Source organism: Cobetia sp. PS-4MA (genome assembly GCF_057670765.1).
Genome location: NZ_CM173107.1, coordinates 1,186,803 through 1,209,075, shown reverse-complemented (window position 1 = coordinate 1,209,075; position 22,273 = coordinate 1,186,803). Strand labels below are relative to the sequence as shown.

The window sequence follows — 22,273 nt, the reverse complement described above, 5'->3', positions numbered from 1 at the left end:
CACGCCGTGCAAAATGCGTCCATTCTATCATTGTCATCCGCCTGGCTGTCATGACGTGGTGCCCGGTGCGCGGCGCGGCAGCACGAATCCCAGCACCAGTCCTGCCAGCAGTCCACCGAGATGCGCCTCATTGGCGATGGCCCCAAGGCCGATGGCACTCGATAGCGGTGTCATGCACAGCACCAGATAGATCAACATGAAGATCATCAGCGAGCGCTGCATCTGATAGCCCAGCATCGGCCGTCGACGAGCCGCGATGAAGACATAGCCGATCACGGCGAAATCGATTCCCGAGAGCCCACCGAACAGCACACTGCCGGTGGCGTACTGCGCCAGGTTGGCAGCCACCCCGCTCACCAGCACCACCAGCGCGAAGCGCCAGGCGCCATCGATGGCCTCGATCTGGCGCCCGAACACCCAAAGCCACAGCAGATTGAAGACCAGATGCAGAATGCCGAAATGCATCAAGGAAGGCGACCACAGCCGCCACCACTCCCCCGCCAGTGTCGTGGACAACGGCGCCGGTGCAATGTGCTGACTGCCCACCAGCTCAAAGGGCACGATGGCCAGCCATTCGAACACCGCCGCCTGACCCAGCGCGTACTGACACAGTACCGTGAGGCAACAGGCGAGCCCGACCAGCCATGTCAGCGGAGTCTGTCTGACGAGCTGCCAGAGACCGCCCGATGCGCCGCTTGAGAAACCCGACGCCTCCGCAGCCTCATCGCGCAGCGGCTCTCCGCGTGAGTGGCGCTCCAGCATCGCGATCACGCGGGGGAGCTGCTCGGGGTCCGCCAGCCACAACATCTGACGCACCGCCTCCCCGTCAGGGGTCGAGACGCGCTCGGAGGTGATCTGGTGGCCGATCTTCTCCGCCCACAGCGCCTGACGCAGTGCGAGCGTATCGAAGGAGTCGTCTAGAGTCAGAACCTGGAACATGCAGTGTCCTTGCAGTGACAAGTCAGCGTGATGGCATCTCTCGACAGTAGCCCGACGTCGAGAGCGCCGATGGGCGGTCGGTGGCAGATCCAGCTGATGCCACTCTGGATAGGGACTTGTCTGGAGAGCCGCGATGGCGGCGATGACAAACTGACAGGCATAAAAAAAGTCCGGTGGGGGGCACCGGACTGAGCAAGGGATCATTCAAGGGAACACTTACTCTGAGTCCGGGATGGCGCTTTGGTTCACTGGCTGCTTATTGAAAAAAACAATGGCGATGAGAAAAGTCCGGCAGGTATGACTATGGCCCAGCACGCTATCCACTCATCTCACCGCGCCCCGACAACTCCTCGGCCGGCAACTCTTCCGGCAGTGGACGACTCGAGGGTTCGCGCGGCACCGGCACCCAGACGAAATTGGCGGCATCCAGCGTCGCTTCGCCACTGAAGCGATAGGCGACCAGGCGACCGCATTTGACGGCGCTGTAATCGAGACAGGCGATATTGGTCGCCGGGAGCGCAGGCACGCCTTCACACCAGTAATGCCCCAGGAACAATGGCAATTGCTCTGGTCCGTAATACGGCAATTTCTCGAGCTCGCCCTCGCTCAACCAGCGCGACTCCAGCTCTCCCGGCAGATTGTCGGGCTGGAACACCACATCGCCATAGGTGCGAGGCTCGCGCGCCCAGAAATGCGCCCGGAAACTGCGGCGCGTGAAGCCATCCCCCGAGTGGATCTCGACGCCCTCCGGCAAGCGCAGACTGGTCCCCCGAGTCAGGCGATCCAGCACCCGATAGGCAAAGCTCGAGGGGTCGACGGAGTCCTGCAGGAAGGCTTCATCGATGCAGCCATCCGGAAAGCGCGCCAGAAACGGACGCACCAGCGCTTCATCCCAACAGGCGTGGACCACGCGCAGACCACTCTTGCCCTCTCCCAGCGACGGCAGTTCAAGACACAGCGGCATGCGCATGAACCAGCTCAATGCGTCATCCCACTCATCGGGATGATGCTGATACTGATCGAGCGTCTCGCGAATGATGCGATTGTGCCGCGAGGTATGCGGGCGCAGAAAATCACGGTGATCGCCACTCTCCCGCAGGCGTGCACGCCGACAATAGGCCAGCGCGTTGTATTCATGGTTGCCCATCACGATCAACGCCTCACCGGCTTCCACCATCCGGCTGGCCAACTGGACGGCCAGTCGGATACGAGGCCCACGATCGATGATGTCACCAAGAAAGATCACCTTGCGCGTGGCATGACGATACACGCCATCCTTCAGGTGATAGCCGAGCTTCTCCAGCAGCGCCGCCAGCGTGGCGCCACAGCCGTGCACATCACCGATCAGATCATAGCCATCCCGTGGCGCCACGAATGCGTTCATGCTGCTTGCCTTGATGTCATTCGCCGAGGCGGTTGCTCCAGCCGAGCTTGGTGCGACAGATCTCGAAATAGTTGTGCTCCAGCGGATGGATCAGCGTCAGACGTTCGCGCTTGCGACGAATCTTGAGCACATCGCCGGGCTTGGCCACGACCTGAGTCTGGCCATCGCAGCTGATGTGGGGATAGGTCGTGTTGCTGGCGCTGATGTGCAGGAGTATCTCGCTGGCCGCGTCGATCACGATCGGACGACTGGACAGCGTATGCGGGAACATCGGCACCAGCGTGATGGCCTCCAGGCGCGGGTGGACGATCGGCCCGCCGCCGGAGAGCGCATAGGCAGTCGAGCCGGTCGGAGTGGCCACGATCAAGCCATCGGAGCGCTGGGAATAGACGAACTGGCCATCGATGAACAGCTCGAACTCGATCATCCGCGCCGCCTTGCCAGGGTGTAGCACGACATCGTTGAGGCCGTCCGCCGCGCCTATCTTCTCGCCGTCCCGAAAGACTTCCGCCTCCAGCAGGAACCGCTGCTCACTGAGGTAGTCACCCTCGAGCACCTCGGCGACCTTTTCCTCCAGCTCATCTGGACGGATGTCGGTGAGAAAGCCCAGACGGCCGCGATTGACGCCCAGTACCGGCGTGCCACTGCGACACAATGCACGCGCCGCGCCCAGCAGACTTCCATCACCGCCCACCACGATCACCAGATCACAGCGCTCGCCCATCTGACGACGGCTCGCCACCTCAAGGCCATGGTCAAGCAACAGCGTCGCCGTGCGCTCCTCGATGATCATCGCCAGCTGGCGAGCCTCAAGAAAGCGAATCAAGCGCTTGAGCGTGTCCACTACCTGAGCACTGCCCAGTCGACCAATCACGCCGATCGTATTGAATTGCTGCTTCATCACGCCTCCCGGGCTGTCATGCAGAACATTATGCGGACTCCCTTGACCAGCGGCAATGCACCTGCATTTTCCGTTGCTGCATCAAGCCACTACCCACCCTTGGCGATATCAGCACATCCAATTGCCTGAATGGCGCGTTAGTTCAGGCATATCGCAAGACATTGTCCCGGTCCACGCCCGCGTGTGACAGACAGCGACTCAACGGGACCGGACCAGCACGCCATGCTCTGCATGTCTCGCCATCAAATCACCTTCATGCCTCCTCGACGTGCACCATCAATGTCACAGCCGAGGGGTTCACACGACTCTGGAGCTCTCTCCATGTCACTTGCCAACCTCTCATGGGGCGACTACCGTCAGCTGAACGATGGATTCCCAGCCAATGGAGTCGGGCCCCCGATGCCAGCACACACGACACCCGTCAGTTCGCAAGACCCGGACGACTTTGACCACGCCAGTGCCATAGAGGCCTGTGCGCTCGGTGATGAAACCGCCTTTCGTCGCCTCTATGACCTTGAGTCCGGCCGCATGCTGGCACTTGCCATGCGCCTGCTCGGCAGCCGGGATCAGGCCGAGGACGCCGTCCACGATGCCTTCATCAAGCTGTGGTCCAATGCCGGCCAATATCGCCGTGAACTCGGCAATGGCCGCGCCTGGCTGTTCACCATCCTGCGCTATCGTGCATTGGATCAGCTGCGGGCCCAGGGACGGACGCCCCGCGGTGACAGCGAGGCGCTCGACAGCCTCGCCGACTTGCTCGCCAACCCGGAAGCGGCAGCACACGACAGTCAGACAGCCCATCAGCTGAGCGATTGTCTGGGTGAGCTGGAAGCCCCACGACGCGAACCCATTCTGCTGGCATTCTTCAAGGGCCTGACCCACGAGCAGATCGCCGAAAAACTCAGCGCCCCGCTCGGCACCATCAAGGGTCGCATCCGTGCCGGACTCAAGCGACTGCAGGAGTGCCTGTCACGATGAACCATTCCCCGATCCCCGAATCTCCACAAGAGCAGAATCTGTTGCTGGGTGAACACACCCTGGGCCTGCTGGACCCCGAACGTGAAGCCGAGGTGCGCGCCTGGATAGAACGTGACGATGAGGCCGCCCGCATGGCACTTCGCTGGCAGCAGCACTGGCTGAGCGTCAGTGATCGCCTGCCGCCGGAACCGGCCTCCGATTCGCTGTGGAAACGCATCGATGCCAGTCTGACGCGCCTCAAGCAGACTCCGACGCCAGCCAATGACACGGGTGGCGCTCCTGCTCCGCAAGCCCCCTGGCTGTGGCGCTGGCTGGGAGGCGGGCTGGGTCTGGGGCTGGGCGCCGGACTCGCCCTTGCTCTGGCGATGCAGGTGGGGCCCTTCGCGCCGCAATCACCACAAGAGGGCACCCCACCGGTGGCGACCGAAGTGCCCGAGTCATCCGCGCAGCGCATGGTCGCGGTGCTGCAGACTCTCGAGGACCCTGCCACGCCGACCTGGGTCGCCAGTGTCACGGCCGGTGGCGGACTTCAGCTGACACCCAAGGTCACTATCGAGCGTCCGACGGATCGCGCCATCGAACTCTGGACCCTGACCGATCCAGCGGAGGGCCCGCGTTCGCTGGGTCTGGTGGACCCGGTGGCAGGTATCGAGTTGAGCGCCGAACGGATCGGCCGCATGAGTCCGGGCCAGTTGCTCGAGATGACACTGGAGCCCAGCGGTGGTTCGCCGACCGGAAAACCGACCGGCAAGGTGCTGGCCATCGGCCGCCTGGTCAACCTGGGACAGATCGACAGCTGACGGGAGCACTCTCTGCCCAGGCTCGCCCGCCCTGCCACGGCATGCCTTCTCATCAGAGGCTCGCCGTGCAGGGCGGGAGGCGCCATGCTCTCGGAGGCCCCCAGGCCATAGGGAGCAAGGTCAGCGCAATGGCAACATCAGCGCCAGACACGAACGCCAGACACGAACGCCAGACACGAACGCCAGACACGAAGAAGCCCCGCCATGGCGGGGCTTCTTCGTGTCTGGTCAACCGTCTCTTCAGCAGATGCTCAAGGAAAGTGTCAACTCAGCTCTCGGTACGCTCGAGCCAGGATTCGACGGTTTCGGCACCGTGCTCTTCCTTCCACTCTTTCAGCTGCTTGTGATTGCCACCACGGGTCTCGATCACTTCACCGGTATTCGGGTTCTTGTAGACCTTCAGCTTGCGCTTGCGACGAACGCCGCCAGCCTTGGTTTCCGCGCTCGCGGCAGCTGCCGGCGTCTGGCTGGCTTTCGGATCCAGCAGGCCAATCACGTCGCGAGTGGACTTGCCGTATTCACTCATCAGGGAATCAAGCTTGTCCTTGAATTCCAGCTCATTCTTCAGGCGATCATCGTTGCGCAGGCTTTCCAGTTGCTCTTGAAGTTTCTTGAGCTCTTGTTCTTTCTGCATGAAATCGGTCAACAGGGACATGGGGTTCTCCAAGGGTATCGGGACAGTCAGGAATTCACTTCCGGAAACAGGTGCTGCGAAAGAATTCGCCGATCAACAAATAACAGCTGCTTCCTGGATTTGGCTCACGCAGGGACTTGGGACAGTAAGACCCTACAGAAGCTGAAGGGATTATAGACCAAGCATGTCCACGCCGTGAAGCACTAATCAACTAACGACAAGTTAATCAAGCGCTCTCTGGAATGCAATAGCTGGCACTCGAAAAGATATGTGAATTCAAAATAGTCTCTGCCTGCAAATATCGTTAATTAGAATCGACATGAGCCTAGAGTCCCTATATGGCGGGCGTCAGCGGCCGTCAGGCGGTATTGTAGAATCACATCGACATCACAGGCAGGTAAATTCTCTCGCTGGCAAGCCTCAGCTTTCATGAAGTATTCATATTGTGACTTTTTCAGTAGCTCTTTCATCACACATCATCACTCCGAGTCCCTCTTGTTCTTGAGCGTATCCTCAAAAGCATGCAGACACAGAGGAAAGTAAACCTTCGCTTCTGCTCCACCAATCCCCAGCACTATTTCCGCCGGCAATATTAGAGACATCACCCCCCTCCAGAAAGTGACACTTCACAAATCATGTCAACCTGATAAAGTGGTCAAGGTTAACAAAGAGGCTCAATTGCCGTCAGCGTCGATGGAGAACATCATGTCCTACCCCCAGACCGCCTCACATGCCGATCAGCCACAAGCGCTTTGGCATCCGTATACGCAGATGCACGCGATGCCTGCCCCGCTTGAGGTCGTGGGCGGAGTCGGGCCGCGCATGACACTGAGTGACGGCGAGACCCTGCTGGACGCAACCTGCTCCTGGTGGTGCATGATCCATGGCTACGGCCATCCTCGACTCGTCTCCGCGATTCAGCAGCAAGCGGCTCAATTGTGTCATGTGATGCTCGGGGGCATTCGGCACCAACCGGCAGTGGCGCTGGCCGAGGCACTGGTGCGCATCACCCCGGAGGGGCTGAACCACGTGTTCTTCTCGGACAGTGGCTCCGTCGGCATGGAAGTCGCCATGAAGATGGCAGTGCAATACCAGCAACAGCGTCAGGATCGTGATGACACTCGCGGGCGGACGCGAATGCTGTCGTTGATGAAGGCCTACCACGGGGACACGGCAGGCTGCATGGCGGTCTGCGACCCGGAAGAGGGCATGCACTCACTGTTTGCCGACTTCCTGCCCAGACATCATTTCGCGCCGGCACCGACGGCGGGATTCACGGCGCCATATGAAGAGGTCCTCGGTGACATCGCAGCGCTGCGCAGAGAGCTCGAGACGCATGATGACATCGCCGCCCTGCTGATGGAGCCGCTGCTCCAGGCAGCCGGCGGCCTCAACATGTACTCGCCTCACTACCTGAAAGCGGCACGTGATTTATGTGACGAGTTCGGTGTGGTGTTGATCTTCGATGAGGTCGCGACAGGATTCGGACGTACCGGAAAATTGTTTGCCAGTGAGCATGCAGATGTGACGCCCGATATCATGGTGCTGTCAAAAGGACTGACGGGAGGGTATCTGGGACATGCTGCCACCCTCGCCCAGAGCCATATCTTTCATGCCTTCGATGGCAAGGATGCCAATACTGCCTTCATGCATGGCCCGACGTTCATGGGCAACCCATTGGCTTGCCGAGTGGCACTGGAAAGCCTCAAGGTTTTCGAGGAAGACGATTATCTCGGCAAGATCGCCAGCCTCAATCAGGTACTACGAGAGGAACTCGCGGATTTCTCACATCCCGCCATTGGCGACATACGCGTATTGGGAGCCACTGCCGTGATAGAAGTTCACGATGCAGCAAGTCTTGAAGGGGCTCAGGCTCACGCTCGTCAGCAAGGGGTCTGGTTGCGACCGTTCGGCCGCTGGCTCTATACCATGCCGGCATATATCACCTCACACGACGACTTGCGCAAGATCACGCATGCCATGAAGAGCCACTTTACCGACAATCTCTGAGGCAAGACGTCAGGACAGGGATCTGCTCGGCTGCCTGTCGGCTGACGGGGAGTGACTGAGAGTGACGATCACCCTCATCACTCCCCTCTTCTTCCTTCACTCTTCTCTCAACTCCTATCTTCTCTCTTCTCTCTTCTCTCTTCTCTCAACGCCGAGATTCGAGGCCCATCTCCCGGCAGGGGAATGCGGTCGGAAGCGCTCAATCTCCCCATAGACGCCGCTCGAGGCGCGCATGTGCATCTGCCGTCAGCATCCCGCCCTTCATCAGTTTCTTGAGAAAATGACGATAGCGGCGGGCGATCTTGCGGCGCGCCAACCAGGCGATACCGGTGGCGAGGGGGATGAAGTCCGGATTGGAGATACCATCGATCAACCACAGGCGCGGGGATTGATGCTCGCGAAACTGGACCACGATGTTGCGATCATTGAGGTCGGACGGTATCAGCCAACGCTTGTCGAGATAGCGATAGAGGTTGGCCAGCTCATCCATCAATGCCTCCTCCCCCACCCGCTCGGGAGTTTCATGACAGACCTCTCGCAGACGGCGCGAGGTCGTGCCGTCTGCGTCGAGTATCAGATCGAAGACCAGCCCGAGGCCCTCTCGGGTCGCCACGCTGCCATGATAGGCAGGCACGTAGGACCAGTCGTGCACACCTCGCCTCACGAGCCCTTCGAAGTAGCGCTGCTCGCGCTGATTCTGGCGGCTTCCTTTGTCGGGATAGCGCGGTACCTTGATGCAGCGCCGAGGATCACGGGGGTCCTGATAGACACGGCGATCATTGCCCATGCCGATGACACGGGCATTTTCAAGCTCCAGCATGCGCTCTCCTGTTGAATAACGCCTGCGACTGCAGCCGCCGGGCAGCGTGGCATTCTACAAAAAGCCCTTCCCTTGCGCCAACCGTGCCGCCGGCGGCCGCGTTCCATGAGGTCATTCATCGGTCATTCAGCTTGGGACCTCGCTCTGGTATGATAACGCGCCGTTTTCTGGCAGTTTCAGGACGAAACCGCCTGACGTAAGCGATCAGCACGACTTGCGAGGTATTGCCCGGGATCGGGTGGCCGCGCACACCTGCAACCCCCGCTCCATTGGCACATCTCCCTTAATGAGGTACTCGCATGAATGCGGTAATACTGGCCGTTCTGGTCATGGTCGGCCTGTCACTGGCCCGAGTCTCGGTCGTCTTCGCTCTGGTGGCCGGCGCCTTGGTCGGCGGCCTGTTCAGTGGCCTGTCTCTGACTGACACTCTCGGCGCCTTCAACGACGGCGTCGGCGGTGGTGCCAAGGTCGCCCTGGCCTATGCCACGCTCGGTGCCTTTGCCGTGGCCCTGTCTCGCTCCGGCCTGCCGGATCTTCTTGCCGCACGCCTGATCGGCATGCTCAATGGGGAGAGCACCCCTCTCCGTCAGACCGCCATCAAGTACGGCTTGCTGGGCAGCGTGACATTGGTGGCGATCTCGTCCCAGAACCTGATCCCTGTCCACATCGCCTTCATTCCGATCCTGATTCCGCCACTGCTGGTGGCCATGAACCGCCTGCGCCTGGATCGCCGCGCTGTCGCCTGTGCCCTGACCTTTGGTCTGACGGCTCCCTACATGCTGCTGCCGGTGGGCTTCGGTTCCATCTTCCTCAATGACATCCTGCTGGCCAACATCAATGAAGCGGGCCAGGCAATGGGGCTGGAAGTCACCCGCGGCATGGTGCCGATGGCGATGGCCATTCCGGTAGGCGGCATGTTCCTGGGACTGCTGACTGCGGTCTTCGTCTCCTATCGCAAGCCGCGTGACTACGCCAATCGCGAGATCAAGTCGACCAATGTCCCGCACCATACTCCAGTGCACGCACCATCCCGCAGCGGCCTGATCATGGCTGGGGTCGCCATCATCGCCGCCCTGGGCATCCAGCTCTATTCCGGCTCGATGATCCTGGGCGGCCTGGTCGGCTTCGCCATTCTTTCCCTGGGTGGCCTGTTCAAGTGGAACGAAGCCGACGACCTGTTCACCTCCGGCATGCGCATGATGGCACTGATCGGCTTCATCATGATCTCGGCAGCCGGCTTCGCCTCCGTCATGAAAGCTACGGGTGATATCCAGACCCTGGTGGATGCCTCCTTCCACATCATCGGAGACAACAAGCCGTTGGCCGCGCTCGTCATGCTGATGGTCGGACTCTTCATCACGCTGGGCATCGGCTCCAGCTTTTCCACCATCCCGATCATCGCGGCGATCTATGTCCCGCTGGCCCTGCAGTTCGGCTTTTCCCCCCTAGCGACCGTCGCCCTGATCGGCACCGCGGCCGCACTGGGCGATGCTGGCTCCCCCGCCTCTGACTCTACGCTCGGCCCGACGGCAGGCCTGAATGTCGATCAACAGCATGATCATATCTGGGACAGCGTGGTGCCGACCTTCATCCACTACAACATCCCGCTGATCGTCTTCGGCTGGGTGGCGGCGATGACGCTGTAATCCGCCGGCCAGGGTAGCCTGGCAACGGCAACAGGAAATACGACAACGCCCGGCAGGCATCACGTCTGCCGGGCGTTGTCGTCTCTGGGCGAAGAATGAGGCGACACGCCGCCTGATACTGGACAGCCATCCAGTCTTTTAGGATGATGCGCGAATGCGCAAGATCCTTCATGCTGACTGCGATTGTTTCTACGCCGCCGTCGAGATGCTTCGTCACCCAGAGTGGCGCGAGGTGCCCATCGCCATCGGTGGCCGCACCGAGCAACGTGGCGTGATCGCCACCTGCAATTATCCGGCTCGCGCCTTCGGCGTCCGCTCTGCGATGTCCACAGCGCGCGCCCTGCGCCTGTGTCCGCAACTGATACTCGTCCCCCCCGACTTCGAGCGCTACCGTGCCGTCTCGCAGGAGATCCAGGCACTGTTTCACGAACTGACACCACTGGTGGAACCTCTATCGCTGGACGAAGCCTACCTGGACGTCAGCGACATCGAGGAATTTCAGGGAAGCGCGACCTGGATGGCGCGCTGGCTGAAGGAAGAAGCCCTGAAGCGCACCGGGATCACGCTGTCGATCGGCGTGGCCGCCAACAAGTTCCTGGCCAAGATCGCGAGTGATTGGGAGAAACCCGATGGCCTGACGGTGATCACGCCAGAGTCCAGCGACGCCTTCATTCGTAAGCTGCCCGTCGGCAAGCTGCATGGCGTCGGCCCGGCCACGCTGGCCCGCCTCAATCGGCTGGAGATTACCACCTGCGATGACATCCGCACGACACCACTGACCACACTGGTCGAACACTTCGGCAAATTCGGACATCGCCTGCATGAACTCTCTCATGGCATTGATGACCGCCCCGTCAAGGTCGAGAGAGAGCGAAAGTCCATCAGTGTCGAACGCACTTTCGATCAGGATCTTCCGGATCTCTCCGCCTGCCTCGCCAAGCTTCCCATGCTGATGGAGCGCCTCGGGGAGCGTCACGCACGCCAGGAACAGCCGGTGCTGGCCAAGCAGTTCGTCAAGGTACGCTTCAACGACTTCACCAGCACCACGCTGGAAAGCCTCCTCCCCGCCTCCACCCTCTCATTGCCGGACGCCAGGAGTTTCGCACTGCTGATGGAGCAAGCCTGGCAACGTGGCCATCGACCGGTGCGCCTGCTGGGAGTCGGTGTTCGACTCAAGGCCCACGAAGAGACGCAACAGCTGGGGCTGTTCTGAGAGGGTGCCGCGCCTGACTGGCAAACTTGACGGACGGATGACAGGCATAAAAAAAGCCAGTCACAAGGACTGGCTTGTCCGGTCATCGATACCCCAAGGGTATCGCCGGAAGGGTCGTGAAACCCGCTCAAGGAACCATCGCAACCTGCAATGCAGGCAGGAAGCGAGAGTGGGCGAACAGCTCTGCGCATTGAACGACGCAGCCACTCTCGGCAAACGCCTGCGGGGAGCATGAGATGCTCGACCCGCAGGTGTCAGGAAGGAATGCCCAGATTCATCGATGATGATGACAGCCCATCCGCTTCAACTGTCAGCATCATATCTTTTAGCCCGCAAACTAAAAAGCCGATCCACAGCAACAGTCCCATGCCACAACGGCACCGGATCAACGCTGACTCAATGGCAACCGTTGGATGCACTGGTTGGATCACTGGACGGGCGATGGGCGCCAGGATGAGGCGGGTTGTTGCCCCCGGACAGCAGCCGCTGGATGTCCGCCGCCGCCATGGGCTTGTAGAAGTAGTATCCCTGAATGAGATCACAGCGCATTTCACGCAACAGCTCGAGTTGCTGGATATTCTCCACCCCCTCGGCCACCACCTCCAGCCCCAGTCGATGCCCGAGGAAGACCGTCGCTTCCATGATGGCGCGATCCTTGGGTTCCTGAGCACATTCGATCACGAAGGAGCGATCGATCTTGAGCGCCGTCACCGGCAGCATCTTGAGGTAGCTCATCGAGGAGTAGCCGGTCCCGAAATCATCGATCGCGATCTTGTAGCCTCTGTCGTGCAGGGCACGCAGGCTATCGCGCACCTTGACGTCAGCATCGATCAACACGTTCTCGGTCAGCTCGATGCCGATGTCCCGTGGCGTCAGGCCATATTCCGCCACGCATGCCTCAAGACGCTGGAAGACGTCGCTGTTGATCGCCTGACGCCCGGAGATATTGATATCGATCCGATAGCCCTTGATCCCCATGGCATGCCACTCAGCCTGCTGGCGACATGCCTGGCGAATCACCCAGTCACCCAGGCGCTCGATCAGATTGGTGCGCTCTGCCACCTTGATGAAGTCAGTCGGGGGAATGGGCCCTTCGGGCGCATGCCAGCGCATCAGCGCCTCAACCGACTCGATACGCTCACTGCGCGCCGCGACCTGAGGCTGGAAGTGGAGGAACAGCTCGCCACCCCCATCCTCGCTCAGCAGCGTCTGAAGGCGCCCCGCCAGATGATGCTGATGCAGCATGGCATCGCGCACTTCCTGGTTGAAGAATTGATATCCATCACGCCCGGCCTGCTTCGCTCGGTGCTTGGCGACGTCCGCATTGCGCACCAGTTCCGGCGCATCATTGCCATTCTCGGGATAGAGGCTGACGCCGATGCTCAGACGCAGCAACAACTCACGCCCTTCTATCTGGAAGGGGCGCTGGAAATCTTCGCGGATCCGCTCCACGACCGACAAGGCATCACTTTCATAATCCAGGCGCGGCATCGCCATGACGAATTCATCGCCGCCGAAGCGTGACAGTAGATCCTGACTCCGCTGGAACCCCTGCAAGCGCGACGCGACGCTGCGAATCACGAGGTCCCCCATCTCATAGCCCTGGGTATCGTTGATCTCGGTGAAGTGGTCGATATCCAGGAACAGCACCATCAAGGTATCGCCGTGACGCTGACACTCCCCGAGCATGTTCTCGAGCTCAGTCTCGAACGTCTGCCGATTGGGCAGTTCGGTCAACGGATCGAATCGCGTCATGTAGTCCAGCTCACGCTGAACCTTGCGCTCGCCCGCCAGATCGATGTCGATGCAGAACATCAATGGATTGTCCGACCGCTCACCCAACATGACGTGGTGAGAGAACACCGGCACCGGTGCGCCTGACTTGTGCTTCAGCTCAAGCTCGCTCGCCGGGATCTGGGTGCCGTGATTGACCCACGCGTGGTGGGCATCCACCACGATGTCCGCCATTTCATCCGGTATCAGCAAGGCTTCAAGACAACGCCCTCGAGCTTCCTGCTCGCTGAAACCATACAGTCGCTCGCTGGCCTCATTCCAATAGATCACTCGGCGCTGGCTGTCGTACCCCTGCACTGCCACACGTGGCAGGCTTTCCAGCAATTCGCGAAAGCGCTGGTCACTGGCGGGGAGTCCCATGCTGGCCGAGGGGCCAACAACACTAGTCTGCATGACCGCCTCCTGCGTGTGCTGTTGATATGCCATCTGACGATGACGAATCAGCATGATGCCCGCAGTTGCGCCAATAATCACCATCAGCAGCGCTGAAGGCCAGCGGCCGATGATGTCCTGCACTGCCACGACCCCCACCAGCAGGCCGATCGCGATGGCAGCGACCACTGTTCCAAAGAGCGCAATTCCAGTCGCTCTTCCGGTCTGACGAGACCCATCTGCCATGATCCAGGATACCTCCCCTACCATCTTGTCTACCGACCGGTGCTCGGCGGGGACACGCACGTTGCCTGAATCCGCTGAGTTATCGCGATATACATCACTGGAGCCAATAGCAGTCTAAGTGTCTGCCTCGCATAAACACAGTGCCAAACCCGCCGTGACACACGCCTCCTCTCAACGCTACCAGCACCTGCGTCACGCATTGCCCATGCCGTTTTTCGCCGAAAGGCGACAAAGAATACCGCTCATGACTGACATGATGCCAGGAGATCAGACCTCTAATACCCCTCCATCGCCCAGACGCCCATATTGATGATACTTACGCAAGATTAACGCTCTAAGCCGCGCGCTTGGTTTGACTCTCTCTCATGCATCTTCCCATTCTCCTCGACGTTGCGAACGCAACACCTTCCAACAGGCGCTAAATGCCGAAACATCGAGGAATTCTTGCATGAACATCGTAAACCGTGGTGTACGTCAGCTGGCCGATGCTTCCCGTAAACTCACTCTGGACCAGAGCGCTCTCAACGATCGCTACCCGGCAACGTCATCAGAGGATAGCGCTCTCTCGCTGCCCAGGATCTCTGAGTACTGGCCGACAAGCGTGCATGAGGAGCTGGCTCGTCAGCACTGGAGCAAGGCAACGATCACTCCACACATTGACTTGAACGCCTGGCAGGGTTTCCTGGACAACCTTCCCCGTGACCCTTACGTCAACACACGCTGGAAGCGCATGTCCTGGCTGCACCTGAATGACCAGATGGAAGTCGAAACCCTTGGCGAGTGCCCGATGGCACAGGGTGGACGCTTCAATGACGCTGCCAGCATGGCGGACCGCCTGAGATACTACGATCCGCTGGAAGCGGCGTTCACCGAGCGCGACGACGTGCGCGCCTTCGTCAAGGCCTGGGCCGACATGTGGGGCATCGGGCCGCGTGAGCCGATCCTGATGCAGATCACGGGTGTCCGCGGCGACGGCACCATCGACCCTCTCCAGGGACAAGGCATTCACGCCGATGGCTGCAAGTACTTGAGCATTCTGGTACTCAATCGCGAGAACGTCAGTGGTGCCATCAATACCCTCTACCGCGACAAGGCCGGCAGCGAGTTGCTGGCGACCACCGAGCTGGCACCGGGAGAGGTTCTGCACATCCATGATGACCAGCTGTTCCACAGCGTCAGCTCCATCACTCAGGATAACGCGGGCCAGCACTTCGAGCGCTTCATCATCATCATCAACTGCTCATTCATCGATGAGTTCCAGAACCGCATGCTGCGTCGTCACTTCCCGGGGGCAGTCCTGAACGACTGCGAGTGAAGCCATTCGACTCCACTGAGCAGACTGGCAACCCGGTGTCCGAGCATCGCCCGCACAACTGCCTCGACGACAGCTTTCCTCATCTCATCCTGGGGGATCGGTAGCTTCCGAGGCCTCCCCACCTGACCTGCACTCAAGCGTCGCAGCACGCTACCTGAGCACGACACGAGGAACCAGCCGGGCAACCGGCTGGCCTGGCGTGCCACTCCTGACTGGCCCGAAGGCCTCAGCCTGATCGCGACCGACCCCCTCCTGCAACAGCCCCGCCAACGGCTTCCGCCTGCATGCCAAGCGCATCGGTTTCATTGTCCGCGCGCCATGTATAGGCGATATACTCGACTCATGACAGAGGCGTTGCCCACGATGCGCCTTCCACGACAGGAAATCCTCATGACGCTTGAATCGGGACTGACCTTCTTCCTTGCCATCTTCCTCTTCGGGATCACTCCCGGCCCCGGAATCCTCGCCCTGATGGCGCGTGGCATGAGCCAGGGAGGCAATGCCTGTGTCCCGATGGCCGTCGGCATGAGCCTCAGTGACGTCTGCTACATGCTGGCGGCCGTCTTCGGTCTCTCGGCACTGGCGACCCATTGGAGCGAGCTCTTTCTGGTCATCCGCCTGCTGGGGGCCGCCTATCTGATCTACCTGGGGTACAAGCTCTGGACCTGCCGGCCCAGCCTGGAAGACACGGAAATTCCCGACATGCGCGGAAGCTGGTGGCGTGGCTTCCTGCAAGGCTTCCTGATCTCGGCCTCCAACCCCAAGGTCATCCTGTTCTACATCGCCTTTCTGCCGACCTTCATGGACATCACCCGCCTGAGTGGTGGCGATATCGTGATCGCGGCCGCTCTCAATCTCAGTGCCTTGCTGATCGGGGTCGTCCCTGTCGGTTACGCCGCAGGCCGCATTCGTCGCCATCTGCGCTCGACGCGAGCCGTCAGACACCTCAACCGCAGTGCTGCCAGCCTGATGATCGGTGCCGGCAGCTACCTCGCACTGCGTGGTTGAGCACCGGCCTCCTGCGCCAATCTGGCCGCCGATACGAGAACGCCCCTGTCAATCACATGACAGGGGCGTTCTCTTCGATCACTGAGGCAATTCGCTCAGGTCATGCAACGGATGGCACCGTTACTGACGGATACCTTCCACCACCAGGTACATGTCGACTGTCGCGGCCGCTGGCCCAAGCTTGGAGGTGTCGATGCCATAGTCGGCGAGCTTGAGCGTGGTGGTGCCCTCGAAGCCCTGACGATAGCCGCCCCAGGGGTCTTCGCCACCGCCGATGTGATCGACATCGATGGTGATCGGCTGCGTCTCGCCATGCAGTGTCAGATCCCCCGTCAGCTTGCCGGCACCATCACCGGAAGAGGTGAACCCGGTGGAGACGAAAGACGCCGTCGGGTACTCGGAAGCATCCAGGAAATCAGCGGACTTGATGTGCTTGTCTCGCTCGGCGTGGGCGCTGTCCAGGCTGTCGACATCGACTTCGACCTTGACGCTTGACGCCTCGGGCTGACCCTCGTCATAGCGGAAGGTCCCCGTGAAGTCCTTGAACTCACCCAGGACGTAGGAGTAGCCGAGATGGCTGATCTTGAACTGGATGAAGGCGTGCTGGCCCTTGGTGTCAATGACATAGTCCGAGGCCTGAGCCTGGCCCGCCATCAAGGGGAGTGCCGCTGCCAGAAGGCCGCCAGCGAACGTCTTGCCCAGCGAGAAGGCCTTGGGTGTCAGGGATGTGTCGTTCATGTCCTAGCTCCTTGAGGATTCGTCATGCATGGTGCCGCCGTGGTGGCCGGCAATTCCTTTCAGCGCAGCGGCCAGAGCATACGTCGCAACGTGTCCTGGCCCTCCATCAGATGATGCTTGAAGGCGGCAGCGGCGTGACCAAGCGACAGGATGACAAGCGCCCAGGCCGCGTACCAGTGAACGTCTCCTGCCAACGTCGCCTGATCCTTCATCCCGCTGAGCAAGGCAGGCACGTCAAACAGCCCGAATACGCTGATGGCTCGTCCATCCGCCGTCGAGATCAGATACCCCGAGATCATCACCAGCAACAGCAATGCATACAGCAAGGCATGCCCGATGCGCGCCGCCCGCTGCTCGATGCGGGAGCCATGCGCCTGTGGCGTCGGCTGCATGGCTCGCCAGACAAGGCGCAGCAACGTGATCACGAACAGCACCACGCCCACGGAGCGATGCCACCAGGGACCCAGCTGATACCAGCGATCATAATAGCCCAGTGATGTCATCCACCACCCGAGGGCGAAGAGGCCGATGATGGCCAGCGCCGACAGCCAGTGCATCACGATGACGGGCCAGCCCCACCCCCGACGACTATTGCGCCACATGCTTGTCTCCCTGTCCTGTCATCCAACGCGCCGAGCGTGAGCCCACCTGCCGTGATCGACGCTCTGAACCGCGATACGACACCGTATCATGATGATGCCTTCCCATGGCTGCCAGCTTACCCACTGGCCTGCCACGCGCCAAGCGATAGTCCCACCCCTTTCTCATTATGCCGCGCCAGCCATGCCGGCGCTGAGCGCTCTCTTCCCGAGACACCGGCCACCGTCACGGCCGAGCAGATGCAGAAACGCCCGGCATGGCCGGGCGTTCCCTCACGACAGTGCTGGTCGACTCATGCAGACGCCAGGCGATCCAACCCAAGCGCCAGGTCACGCTTGATGTCATCGAGATCTTCCAGGCCCACTGCGATGCGCACCATGCCGTCCACGATACCGGCGGCCGCTTTCTGCTCATCGCTCAAGCGGCCATGCGTGGTGGTGGCAGGATGCGTGATGGTGGTCTTCACATCACCGAGGTTGCCGGTGATCGAAAGGATGCGCGTGGCATCGATGACCGACCAGGCCCCTTCACGACCTCCCTTGATGACCACCCCCAGCACGGCACCGAAGGCCTTCTGCTGAGCCTTGGCGAGCGCATGCTGCGGATGACTCTCGAGGCCTGAATAGTGGACGCGCTCGACCGCAGGATGCGCTTCCAGCCAGTGCGCCAGCTCCAGCGCACGTGCACAGTGGGCCTCCATGCGAATGTTGAGCGTCTCCAGTCCCTTGAGGAAGACCCAGGCATTGAAGGGACTCAGGCAGGGCCCGCACGTCCGCACCACGCCGAAGACCTCTTCCATCAACGCGCTGCTGCCGACCACTGCCCCGCCCAGAGTCCGCCCCTGCCCATCCAGATACTTGGTGGCGGAGTGGATGACGATATCCGCACCCAGGGTCAGCGGACGCTGCAATGCCGGGGTGCAGAAGCAGTTGTCGATGGCAAGCCATGCATCATGTTCATGTGCCAGCGCTGCCAGCGCCTTGATGTCACCGATCTCGGACAACGGGTTGGACGGCGTCTCGGCGAACAGCAGCTTGGTGGACGGTGTGATGGCCGCGCGCCAGGCCTCGAGATCCCCCAGTTCGACGAAGCGCGTGGTGATGCCCAGCTTGCCGAAGTACTTGGTGAACAGGCTCACACTGGAGCCGAAGATGGAACGCGAGGCGACGATCTCATCCCCGGCTTCCAGCAGGGCCAGCACGGTGGACATGATCGCGGCCATGCCGGAGCTGGTGGCCACGCAGCGCTCACCGCCCTCCATTGCCGCCAGTCGCTCCTCGAAGAAGCGCACCGTCGGGTTGGTGAAGCGCGAGTAGATGTTGCCAGCTTCGTCACCTCCGAACTTGGCTGCCGCCTCGGCCGCACTGCCATAGACGAAGCTGGACGTGGTGTAGATGGGCTCGCCGTGCTCCTGCTCACCGCCACGCAAGTGACCGGCGCGGATGGCGAGCGTCTCCAGTCCCAGCTCATCGCGGGAAAGGTCGGCGCGGGAAAGATTGTCGTCGTGCATGGTGTCCAGTACCTCTACTGATGGAATCCGCTGATCTCTGTCCCGGATGACATGGCTCACGGGATTGTCAGGTTACGCGCCGCGGGCGCTTCTTTCATGAGCCGGGAAACAGAGCAGAAAGCTGTCGGTCAATGTTACCGGTTTTGAACGCGCAACGGGCCCCGGATTTCTCCGGAGCCCGTTGCGAATCACTCACCCTGCCATGACCTGTCACGCGAGACAGGTCATGGGGTCAGTCGATGTCTTCGGAATCGTTGTGCAGATCCACGACCGCGTGGGTCTCGCCTGCGTTCTTGGCTCCATCGTTGCGTGAAGCCTGCAGGTCGTTGAGGTAGGCCTCATCGATATCGCCGGTCACGTAGATGCCATCGAACACGGAGCAATCGAACTCGTCGAGGGCAGGATTGACCTCGCGACAGGCGTCCTTCAGGTCATCGAGATCCTGATAGAACAGACGATCCGCGCCGATCAGATCCGCGATTTCCCTCTCGGTACGACCATGGGCGATCAGCTCTTCCGCGGCCGGCATGTCGATACCGTACACATTGGGATAGCGAACCGCTGGCGCCGCCGAGGCGAAGTAGACATTCTTCGCGCCCGCCTCACGGGCCATCTGGATGATCTCGTTGCAGGTGGTGCCACGCACGATGGAATCATCCACCAGCAGCACGTTCTTGCCGGCAAACTCGATATCGATGGCGTTGAGCTTCTGACGCACGGACTTCTTGCGCAGCGTCTGCCCCGGCATGATGAAGGTACGGCCGATGTAACGGTTCTTCATGAAGCCTTCGCGGTAAGTCACTCCCAGATGCTGAGCCAGCTCGAGAGCGGACGTGCGCGAGGTATCCGGAATCGGGATGACGACATCGATGTCCTGCTCCGGCCATTCCCGCACGATCTTGTCGGCCAGCTTCTCCCCCATGCGCATGCGGGTGCCGTAGACATAGGCACCGTCCAGCAGGGAGTCCGGACGCGCCAGATAGACGTGCTCGAAGATGCAGGGCTTGAGTACCGGGTCATCAGCGCACTGCAGGGTATGAAGCTGACGCTCCATGTCGATGAAGACGGCTTCCCCCGGTGCCAGGTCACGGATCAGCTCGAAACCGGCGACGTCCAGCGCCACGGATTCGGAAGCGATCATGTACTCGGTACCTTCAGCAGCCTCGCGCTTGCCGAAGCAGGCCGGACGAATCCCGTGCGGATCACGGAAGGCGACCAGGCCGGTGCCGTTGATGATCGATACGGCGGCATAGCCACCCTTGCAGCGACGGTGCACACGACGTACCGCATCAAAGACATCACCCGCGCCCAGACGCATGCCCTGCTTGCCCAGCTCGTGAGCAAAGACATTGAGCAGCACTTCGGAATCGGAGCTGGTGTTGATGTGACGCAGGTCGGAGGAGAAAAGCTCCTGCTTGAGCTGCTCGGAGTTGGTCAGGTTGCCGTTGTGCGCCAGGGTGATGCCGTAGGGCGAATTGACGTAGAACGGCTGCGATTCCGCCTCGCTGGAAGAGCCAGCGGTCGGATAGCGAACATGGCCGATGCCCATGTTGCCCTTGAGTCGCTGCATGTGACGAGTGCGGAAGACATCACGCACCAGGCCATTGCTCTTGCGCAGCAGGAAACGACCCTCGTGCCAGGTCATCATCCCCGCGGCATCCTGCCCACGATGCTGCAATACGGTCAGCGCGTCATACAGCGCCTGGTTTACCGAGGCGTTGGCCATCAAACCTACAATCCCGCACATCCCGTCATTACCTCACTGATACACACTAGGAGAGGGAGGCGCCAGCCATCATCAGCGCGCCTCCACATGGCAATATGAGTGCTCACATGCCGCAATTGTCAGGCCTGCCCACACCACAGGCAACACCTGACCGATGGGTCAATCGATACCACGATGCTTGCTGCACCTCGACACGCTGACCTGCTCGGAGGGTCGAGCAGACAAAACAAAAGCGCCGAGCAAGAATGCCCGGCGCTTTTGTCGTCTCAAGGTGCTGCGGTGTCACCATCACGCTGCTGATGCTGCTGACGCATGAACTGCTCGGCGACCTGCTGACTGACGCCTTCACTCAGCGTGCGGCCTTCGTGGCGGGCACGCTCGAGCAGGCCACTCGCCTGCTGCTGGAAGCCGGCAGTCTGTGAGGATGGAGCCGTCCCGTCCTGCGGCAACTGCCAATCCCCTCCCGTGTCCCACTCACGGTAGCGTGCCAGCGACCAGTCGCGCAGCTGCTCCAGCGTCGGGCGCAGCTGCGCCGCCTGCCAGTCCGCACTGTCACGCAGAGGTGTCAGGCCGACGACAGCCGTCACCAGTACCAGGATCACCGCCGCCCGAAGCGCGCCGAAGACACCCCCCAGCAGGCGATTGAAGCCCCCCATGCCGACCGCCTGGACCAGGCGTTCGAGCAGACGCAGCATCAATCCCCAGACCAGCACCGTGCCCAGTACCACCAGCACGAAGCCGACCGCGGTGCGAATGCCCGGAGACAGGATCACCTCGTCGAGCAGGGCCCCGGCTTCCGCCCCGAACTGGCGTGCCGCCACCAGGGCCACCAGCCAGCCTGCCAGTCCCAGCGCCTCGCTGAGCAGACCACGCATCAACCCCAGCAACACGGAGATGATCAGCAGCCCCAGACACAACCAATCGATCCAGACCAGCGCGTTCACTCACCCTCCTTCCGGCGTACCAGAAGGCCCTTGATATTGACCTGCTCCTGAAGGCGAGAGCGCGCGGACTCACCAATCTCGGAAGATTTGTAGGGACCGACGAATACCACGGTCAGATTGCCATCCCGCGCGACGCGATAGGCCGCGAATCCCTTGCTCTGCAGGTCCTTCTGGAGTCGCTCGGCGTTGGCCGGCTTGCCGAAGCTGCCGACCTGCACCGCCCAGCCACCGGCGGAAGAAGATGGCGCGCTGGCGACAACGGCAGGCTTCGGCTCAGGCGCCGGTTTGGGCTCTGGCTTGGGCGTCGGGGCCGGCTTGGGCTGCGGTGTCGGCGCAGCCTTCGGCTCGCTGCTGGACACGGATCTGGTCGGCGACAGCTGCTGCGCCTCCGCCACGCGAGCTCGCGACTCGGAGGCGTTTTCGATACCGGGTCCGGGATCACTGTCACGCACCTTGCCATTGCCATCCACGAAGGTGATGGGGACATCGGTACCAATCTTCAGCTCGCTGGGGGGCTGCGGTGCATCCACCGTCGAACGGTCGATATCCACCGGCTTGCCCAATGTCATCACCGGACTGGGACGCTCATCACGGGCCGGCGGCTCATCAAACAACATCGGGATGAAGATCACGCCCAGGGCCAACAGGATGACTGCGCCGCTGATCCGTTCTCGCTTGCCATATTTCATCGTGCC

Annotated in this window: 19 protein-coding genes; 7 read left to right on the top strand and 12 right to left on the bottom strand. The window is 61.1% G+C overall.

All coding sequences use genetic code 11. From position 1 onward, the window contains the following. Positions 1 to 48: 48 nt before the first annotated feature. The 3 genes from AC26AR_RS05170 to AC26AR_RS05160 all read right to left on the bottom strand — a co-directional run bounded on the left by AC26AR_RS05170 (position 49) and on the right by AC26AR_RS05160 (position 3,224). Positions 49 to 939 carry a rhomboid family intramembrane serine protease gene (locus tag AC26AR_RS05170; RefSeq protein WP_488107672.1) on the bottom strand — a complete coding sequence of 297 codons (891 nt, stop codon included), beginning with the start codon at positions 937 to 939 and terminating at the stop codon, positions 49 to 51. Between the two features lie 316 nt (positions 940 to 1,255). After that, positions 1,256 to 2,323: a metallophosphoesterase gene (locus tag AC26AR_RS05165; RefSeq protein ID WP_303566781.1), complete on the bottom strand. Its 1,068-nt coding sequence runs from the start codon at positions 2,321 to 2,323 to the stop codon at positions 1,256 to 1,258. Between the two features lie 16 nt (positions 2,324 to 2,339). Continuing rightward, entirely contained in the window at positions 2,340 to 3,224 is an 885-nt protein-coding gene (locus AC26AR_RS05160; protein WP_077372443.1) for an NAD(+) kinase, read from the bottom strand. A gap of 321 nt (positions 3,225 to 3,545) precedes the next feature. Between AC26AR_RS05160 and AC26AR_RS05155 the strand changes: the two genes are divergently transcribed. Further along, the gene (locus tag AC26AR_RS05155; RefSeq protein ID WP_205700458.1) at positions 3,546 to 4,202 is read left to right on the top strand and encodes an RNA polymerase sigma factor; all 657 of its coding nucleotides are present in this window, start codon (positions 3,546 to 3,548) and stop codon (positions 4,200 to 4,202) included. Further along, a complete protein-coding gene (locus AC26AR_RS05150) occupies positions 4,199 to 5,002 on the top strand; it encodes an anti-sigma factor (RefSeq protein WP_488107671.1) in 804 nt (267 codons plus the stop codon). The genes AC26AR_RS05155 and AC26AR_RS05150 overlap by 4 nt, the downstream gene beginning before the upstream one ends. 268 nt (positions 5,003 to 5,270) lie before the next feature. Here AC26AR_RS05150 and AC26AR_RS05145 read toward each other — a convergent pair whose 3' ends face one another. Beyond that, positions 5,271 to 5,657 (bottom strand): histone-like nucleoid-structuring protein, MvaT/MvaU family, encoded by a 387-nt coding sequence (locus AC26AR_RS05145; protein ID WP_077372437.1) that lies wholly within the window; start codon positions 5,655 to 5,657, stop codon positions 5,271 to 5,273. A 684-nt stretch (positions 5,658 to 6,341) separates the two neighbouring features. Here AC26AR_RS05145 and bioA point away from each other — a divergent pair. After that, positions 6,342 to 7,646 (top strand): adenosylmethionine--8-amino-7-oxononanoate transaminase, encoded by a 1,305-nt coding sequence (bioA, locus tag AC26AR_RS05140; protein ID WP_488107670.1) that lies wholly within the window; start codon positions 6,342 to 6,344, stop codon positions 7,644 to 7,646. A gap of 199 nt (positions 7,647 to 7,845) precedes the next feature. On the opposite strand, the gene AC26AR_RS05135 is transcribed toward bioA, so the two are convergent. Further along, positions 7,846 to 8,466: a YrbL family protein gene (locus AC26AR_RS05135; protein ID WP_488107669.1), complete on the bottom strand. Its 621-nt coding sequence runs from the start codon at positions 8,464 to 8,466 to the stop codon at positions 7,846 to 7,848. A 299-nt stretch (positions 8,467 to 8,765) separates the two neighbouring features. Here AC26AR_RS05135 and AC26AR_RS05130 point away from each other — a divergent pair, with 299 nt between their 5' ends. Both AC26AR_RS05130 and dinB read left to right on the top strand, forming a co-directional pair. Further along, a complete protein-coding gene (locus AC26AR_RS05130; protein WP_488107668.1) occupies positions 8,766 to 10,112 on the top strand; it encodes a Na+/H+ antiporter family protein in 1,347 nt (448 codons plus the stop codon). A 154-nt stretch (positions 10,113 to 10,266) separates the two neighbouring features. Further along, positions 10,267 to 11,325, top strand: a complete 1,059-nt coding sequence (gene dinB / locus AC26AR_RS05125) for a DNA polymerase IV (protein WP_084209067.1) — start codon at positions 10,267 to 10,269, stop codon at positions 11,323 to 11,325. A gap of 396 nt (positions 11,326 to 11,721) precedes the next feature. On the opposite strand, the gene AC26AR_RS05120 is transcribed toward dinB, so the two are convergent. Next, a complete protein-coding gene (locus AC26AR_RS05120; RefSeq protein WP_240499566.1) occupies positions 11,722 to 13,512 on the bottom strand; it encodes a putative bifunctional diguanylate cyclase/phosphodiesterase in 1,791 nt (596 codons plus the stop codon). Positions 13,513 to 14,185: 673 nt separating this feature from the next. On the opposite strand from AC26AR_RS05120, the gene AC26AR_RS05115 reads away from it, so the two are divergent. Together AC26AR_RS05115 and AC26AR_RS05110 are read left to right on the top strand one after the other, a co-directional pair. Beyond that, positions 14,186 to 15,052, top strand: coding sequence for a 2OG-Fe dioxygenase family protein (locus tag AC26AR_RS05115; protein ID WP_077372427.1), 867 nt, complete (start codon positions 14,186 to 14,188; stop codon positions 15,050 to 15,052). Positions 15,053 to 15,442: 390 nt separating this feature from the next. Further along, a complete protein-coding gene (locus AC26AR_RS05110; RefSeq protein WP_488107667.1) occupies positions 15,443 to 16,060 on the top strand; it encodes a LysE family translocator in 618 nt (205 codons plus the stop codon). A 120-nt stretch (positions 16,061 to 16,180) separates the two neighbouring features. Here the strand turns inward: AC26AR_RS05110 and AC26AR_RS05105 are convergent, their stop codons facing one another. The 6 genes from AC26AR_RS05105 to AC26AR_RS05080 form a co-directional block, all read right to left on the bottom strand. After that, the gene (locus AC26AR_RS05105; RefSeq protein WP_077372421.1) at positions 16,181 to 16,798 is read right to left on the bottom strand and encodes a YceI family protein; all 618 of its coding nucleotides are present in this window, start codon (positions 16,796 to 16,798) and stop codon (positions 16,181 to 16,183) included. A gap of 59 nt (positions 16,799 to 16,857) precedes the next feature. Next, entirely contained in the window at positions 16,858 to 17,400 is a 543-nt protein-coding gene (locus AC26AR_RS05100) for a cytochrome b (RefSeq protein ID WP_077372418.1), read from the bottom strand. Between the two features lie 290 nt (positions 17,401 to 17,690). Then, complete coding sequence (locus AC26AR_RS05095) at positions 17,691 to 18,908, bottom strand: O-succinylhomoserine sulfhydrylase (protein WP_077372415.1); 1,218 nt, start codon at positions 18,906 to 18,908, stop codon at positions 17,691 to 17,693. A 232-nt stretch (positions 18,909 to 19,140) separates the two neighbouring features. Beyond that, positions 19,141 to 20,655, bottom strand: coding sequence for an amidophosphoribosyltransferase (gene purF, locus AC26AR_RS05090; RefSeq protein ID WP_077372413.1), 1,515 nt, complete (start codon positions 20,653 to 20,655; stop codon positions 19,141 to 19,143). Positions 20,656 to 20,900: 245 nt separating this feature from the next. Beyond that, a complete protein-coding gene (locus tag AC26AR_RS05085; protein WP_084209069.1) occupies positions 20,901 to 21,578 on the bottom strand; it encodes a CvpA family protein in 678 nt (225 codons plus the stop codon). Then, positions 21,575 to 22,267 (bottom strand): SPOR domain-containing protein, encoded by a 693-nt coding sequence (locus AC26AR_RS05080; protein ID WP_136938197.1) that lies wholly within the window; start codon positions 22,265 to 22,267, stop codon positions 21,575 to 21,577. The genes AC26AR_RS05085 and AC26AR_RS05080 overlap by 4 nt, the downstream gene beginning before the upstream one ends. Positions 22,268 to 22,273 lie beyond the last annotated feature (6 nt).

Coding starts and splice junctions, on each gene's coding strand:
- AC26AR_RS05170 (WP_488107672.1), bottom strand. CDS start 939: ATGTTCCAGGTTCTGACTCTAGACGACTCCTTCGATACGCTCGCACTG.
- AC26AR_RS05165 (WP_303566781.1), bottom strand. CDS start 2,323: ATGAACGCATTCGTGGCGCCACGGGATGGCTATGATCTGATCGGTGAT.
- AC26AR_RS05160 (WP_077372443.1), bottom strand. CDS start 3,224: ATGAAGCAGCAATTCAATACGATCGGCGTGATTGGTCGACTGGGCAGT.
- AC26AR_RS05155 (WP_205700458.1), top strand. CDS start 3,546: ATGTCACTTGCCAACCTCTCATGGGGCGACTACCGTCAGCTGAACGAT.
- AC26AR_RS05150 (WP_488107671.1), top strand. CDS start 4,199: ATGAACCATTCCCCGATCCCCGAATCTCCACAAGAGCAGAATCTGTTG.
- AC26AR_RS05145 (WP_077372437.1), bottom strand. CDS start 5,657: ATGTCCCTGTTGACCGATTTCATGCAGAAAGAACAAGAGCTCAAGAAA.
- bioA (WP_488107670.1), top strand. CDS start 6,342: ATGTCCTACCCCCAGACCGCCTCACATGCCGATCAGCCACAAGCGCTT.
- AC26AR_RS05135 (WP_488107669.1), bottom strand. CDS start 8,466: ATGCTGGAGCTTGAAAATGCCCGTGTCATCGGCATGGGCAATGATCGC.
- AC26AR_RS05130 (WP_488107668.1), top strand. CDS start 8,766: ATGAATGCGGTAATACTGGCCGTTCTGGTCATGGTCGGCCTGTCACTG.
- dinB (WP_084209067.1), top strand. CDS start 10,267: ATGCGCAAGATCCTTCATGCTGACTGCGATTGTTTCTACGCCGCCGTC.
- AC26AR_RS05120 (WP_240499566.1), bottom strand. CDS start 13,512: ATGCAGACTAGTGTTGTTGGCCCCTCGGCCAGCATGGGACTCCCCGCC.
- AC26AR_RS05115 (WP_077372427.1), top strand. CDS start 14,186: ATGAACATCGTAAACCGTGGTGTACGTCAGCTGGCCGATGCTTCCCGT.
- AC26AR_RS05110 (WP_488107667.1), top strand. CDS start 15,443: ATGACGCTTGAATCGGGACTGACCTTCTTCCTTGCCATCTTCCTCTTC.
- AC26AR_RS05105 (WP_077372421.1), bottom strand. CDS start 16,798: ATGAACGACACATCCCTGACACCCAAGGCCTTCTCGCTGGGCAAGACG.
- AC26AR_RS05100 (WP_077372418.1), bottom strand. CDS start 17,400: ATGTGGCGCAATAGTCGTCGGGGGTGGGGCTGGCCCGTCATCGTGATG.
- AC26AR_RS05095 (WP_077372415.1), bottom strand. CDS start 18,908: ATGCACGACGACAATCTTTCCCGCGCCGACCTTTCCCGCGATGAGCTG.
- purF (WP_077372413.1), bottom strand. CDS start 20,655: ATGTGCGGGATTGTAGGTTTGATGGCCAACGCCTCGGTAAACCAGGCG.
- AC26AR_RS05080 (WP_136938197.1), bottom strand. CDS start 22,267: ATGAAATATGGCAAGCGAGAACGGATCAGCGGCGCAGTCATCCTGTTG.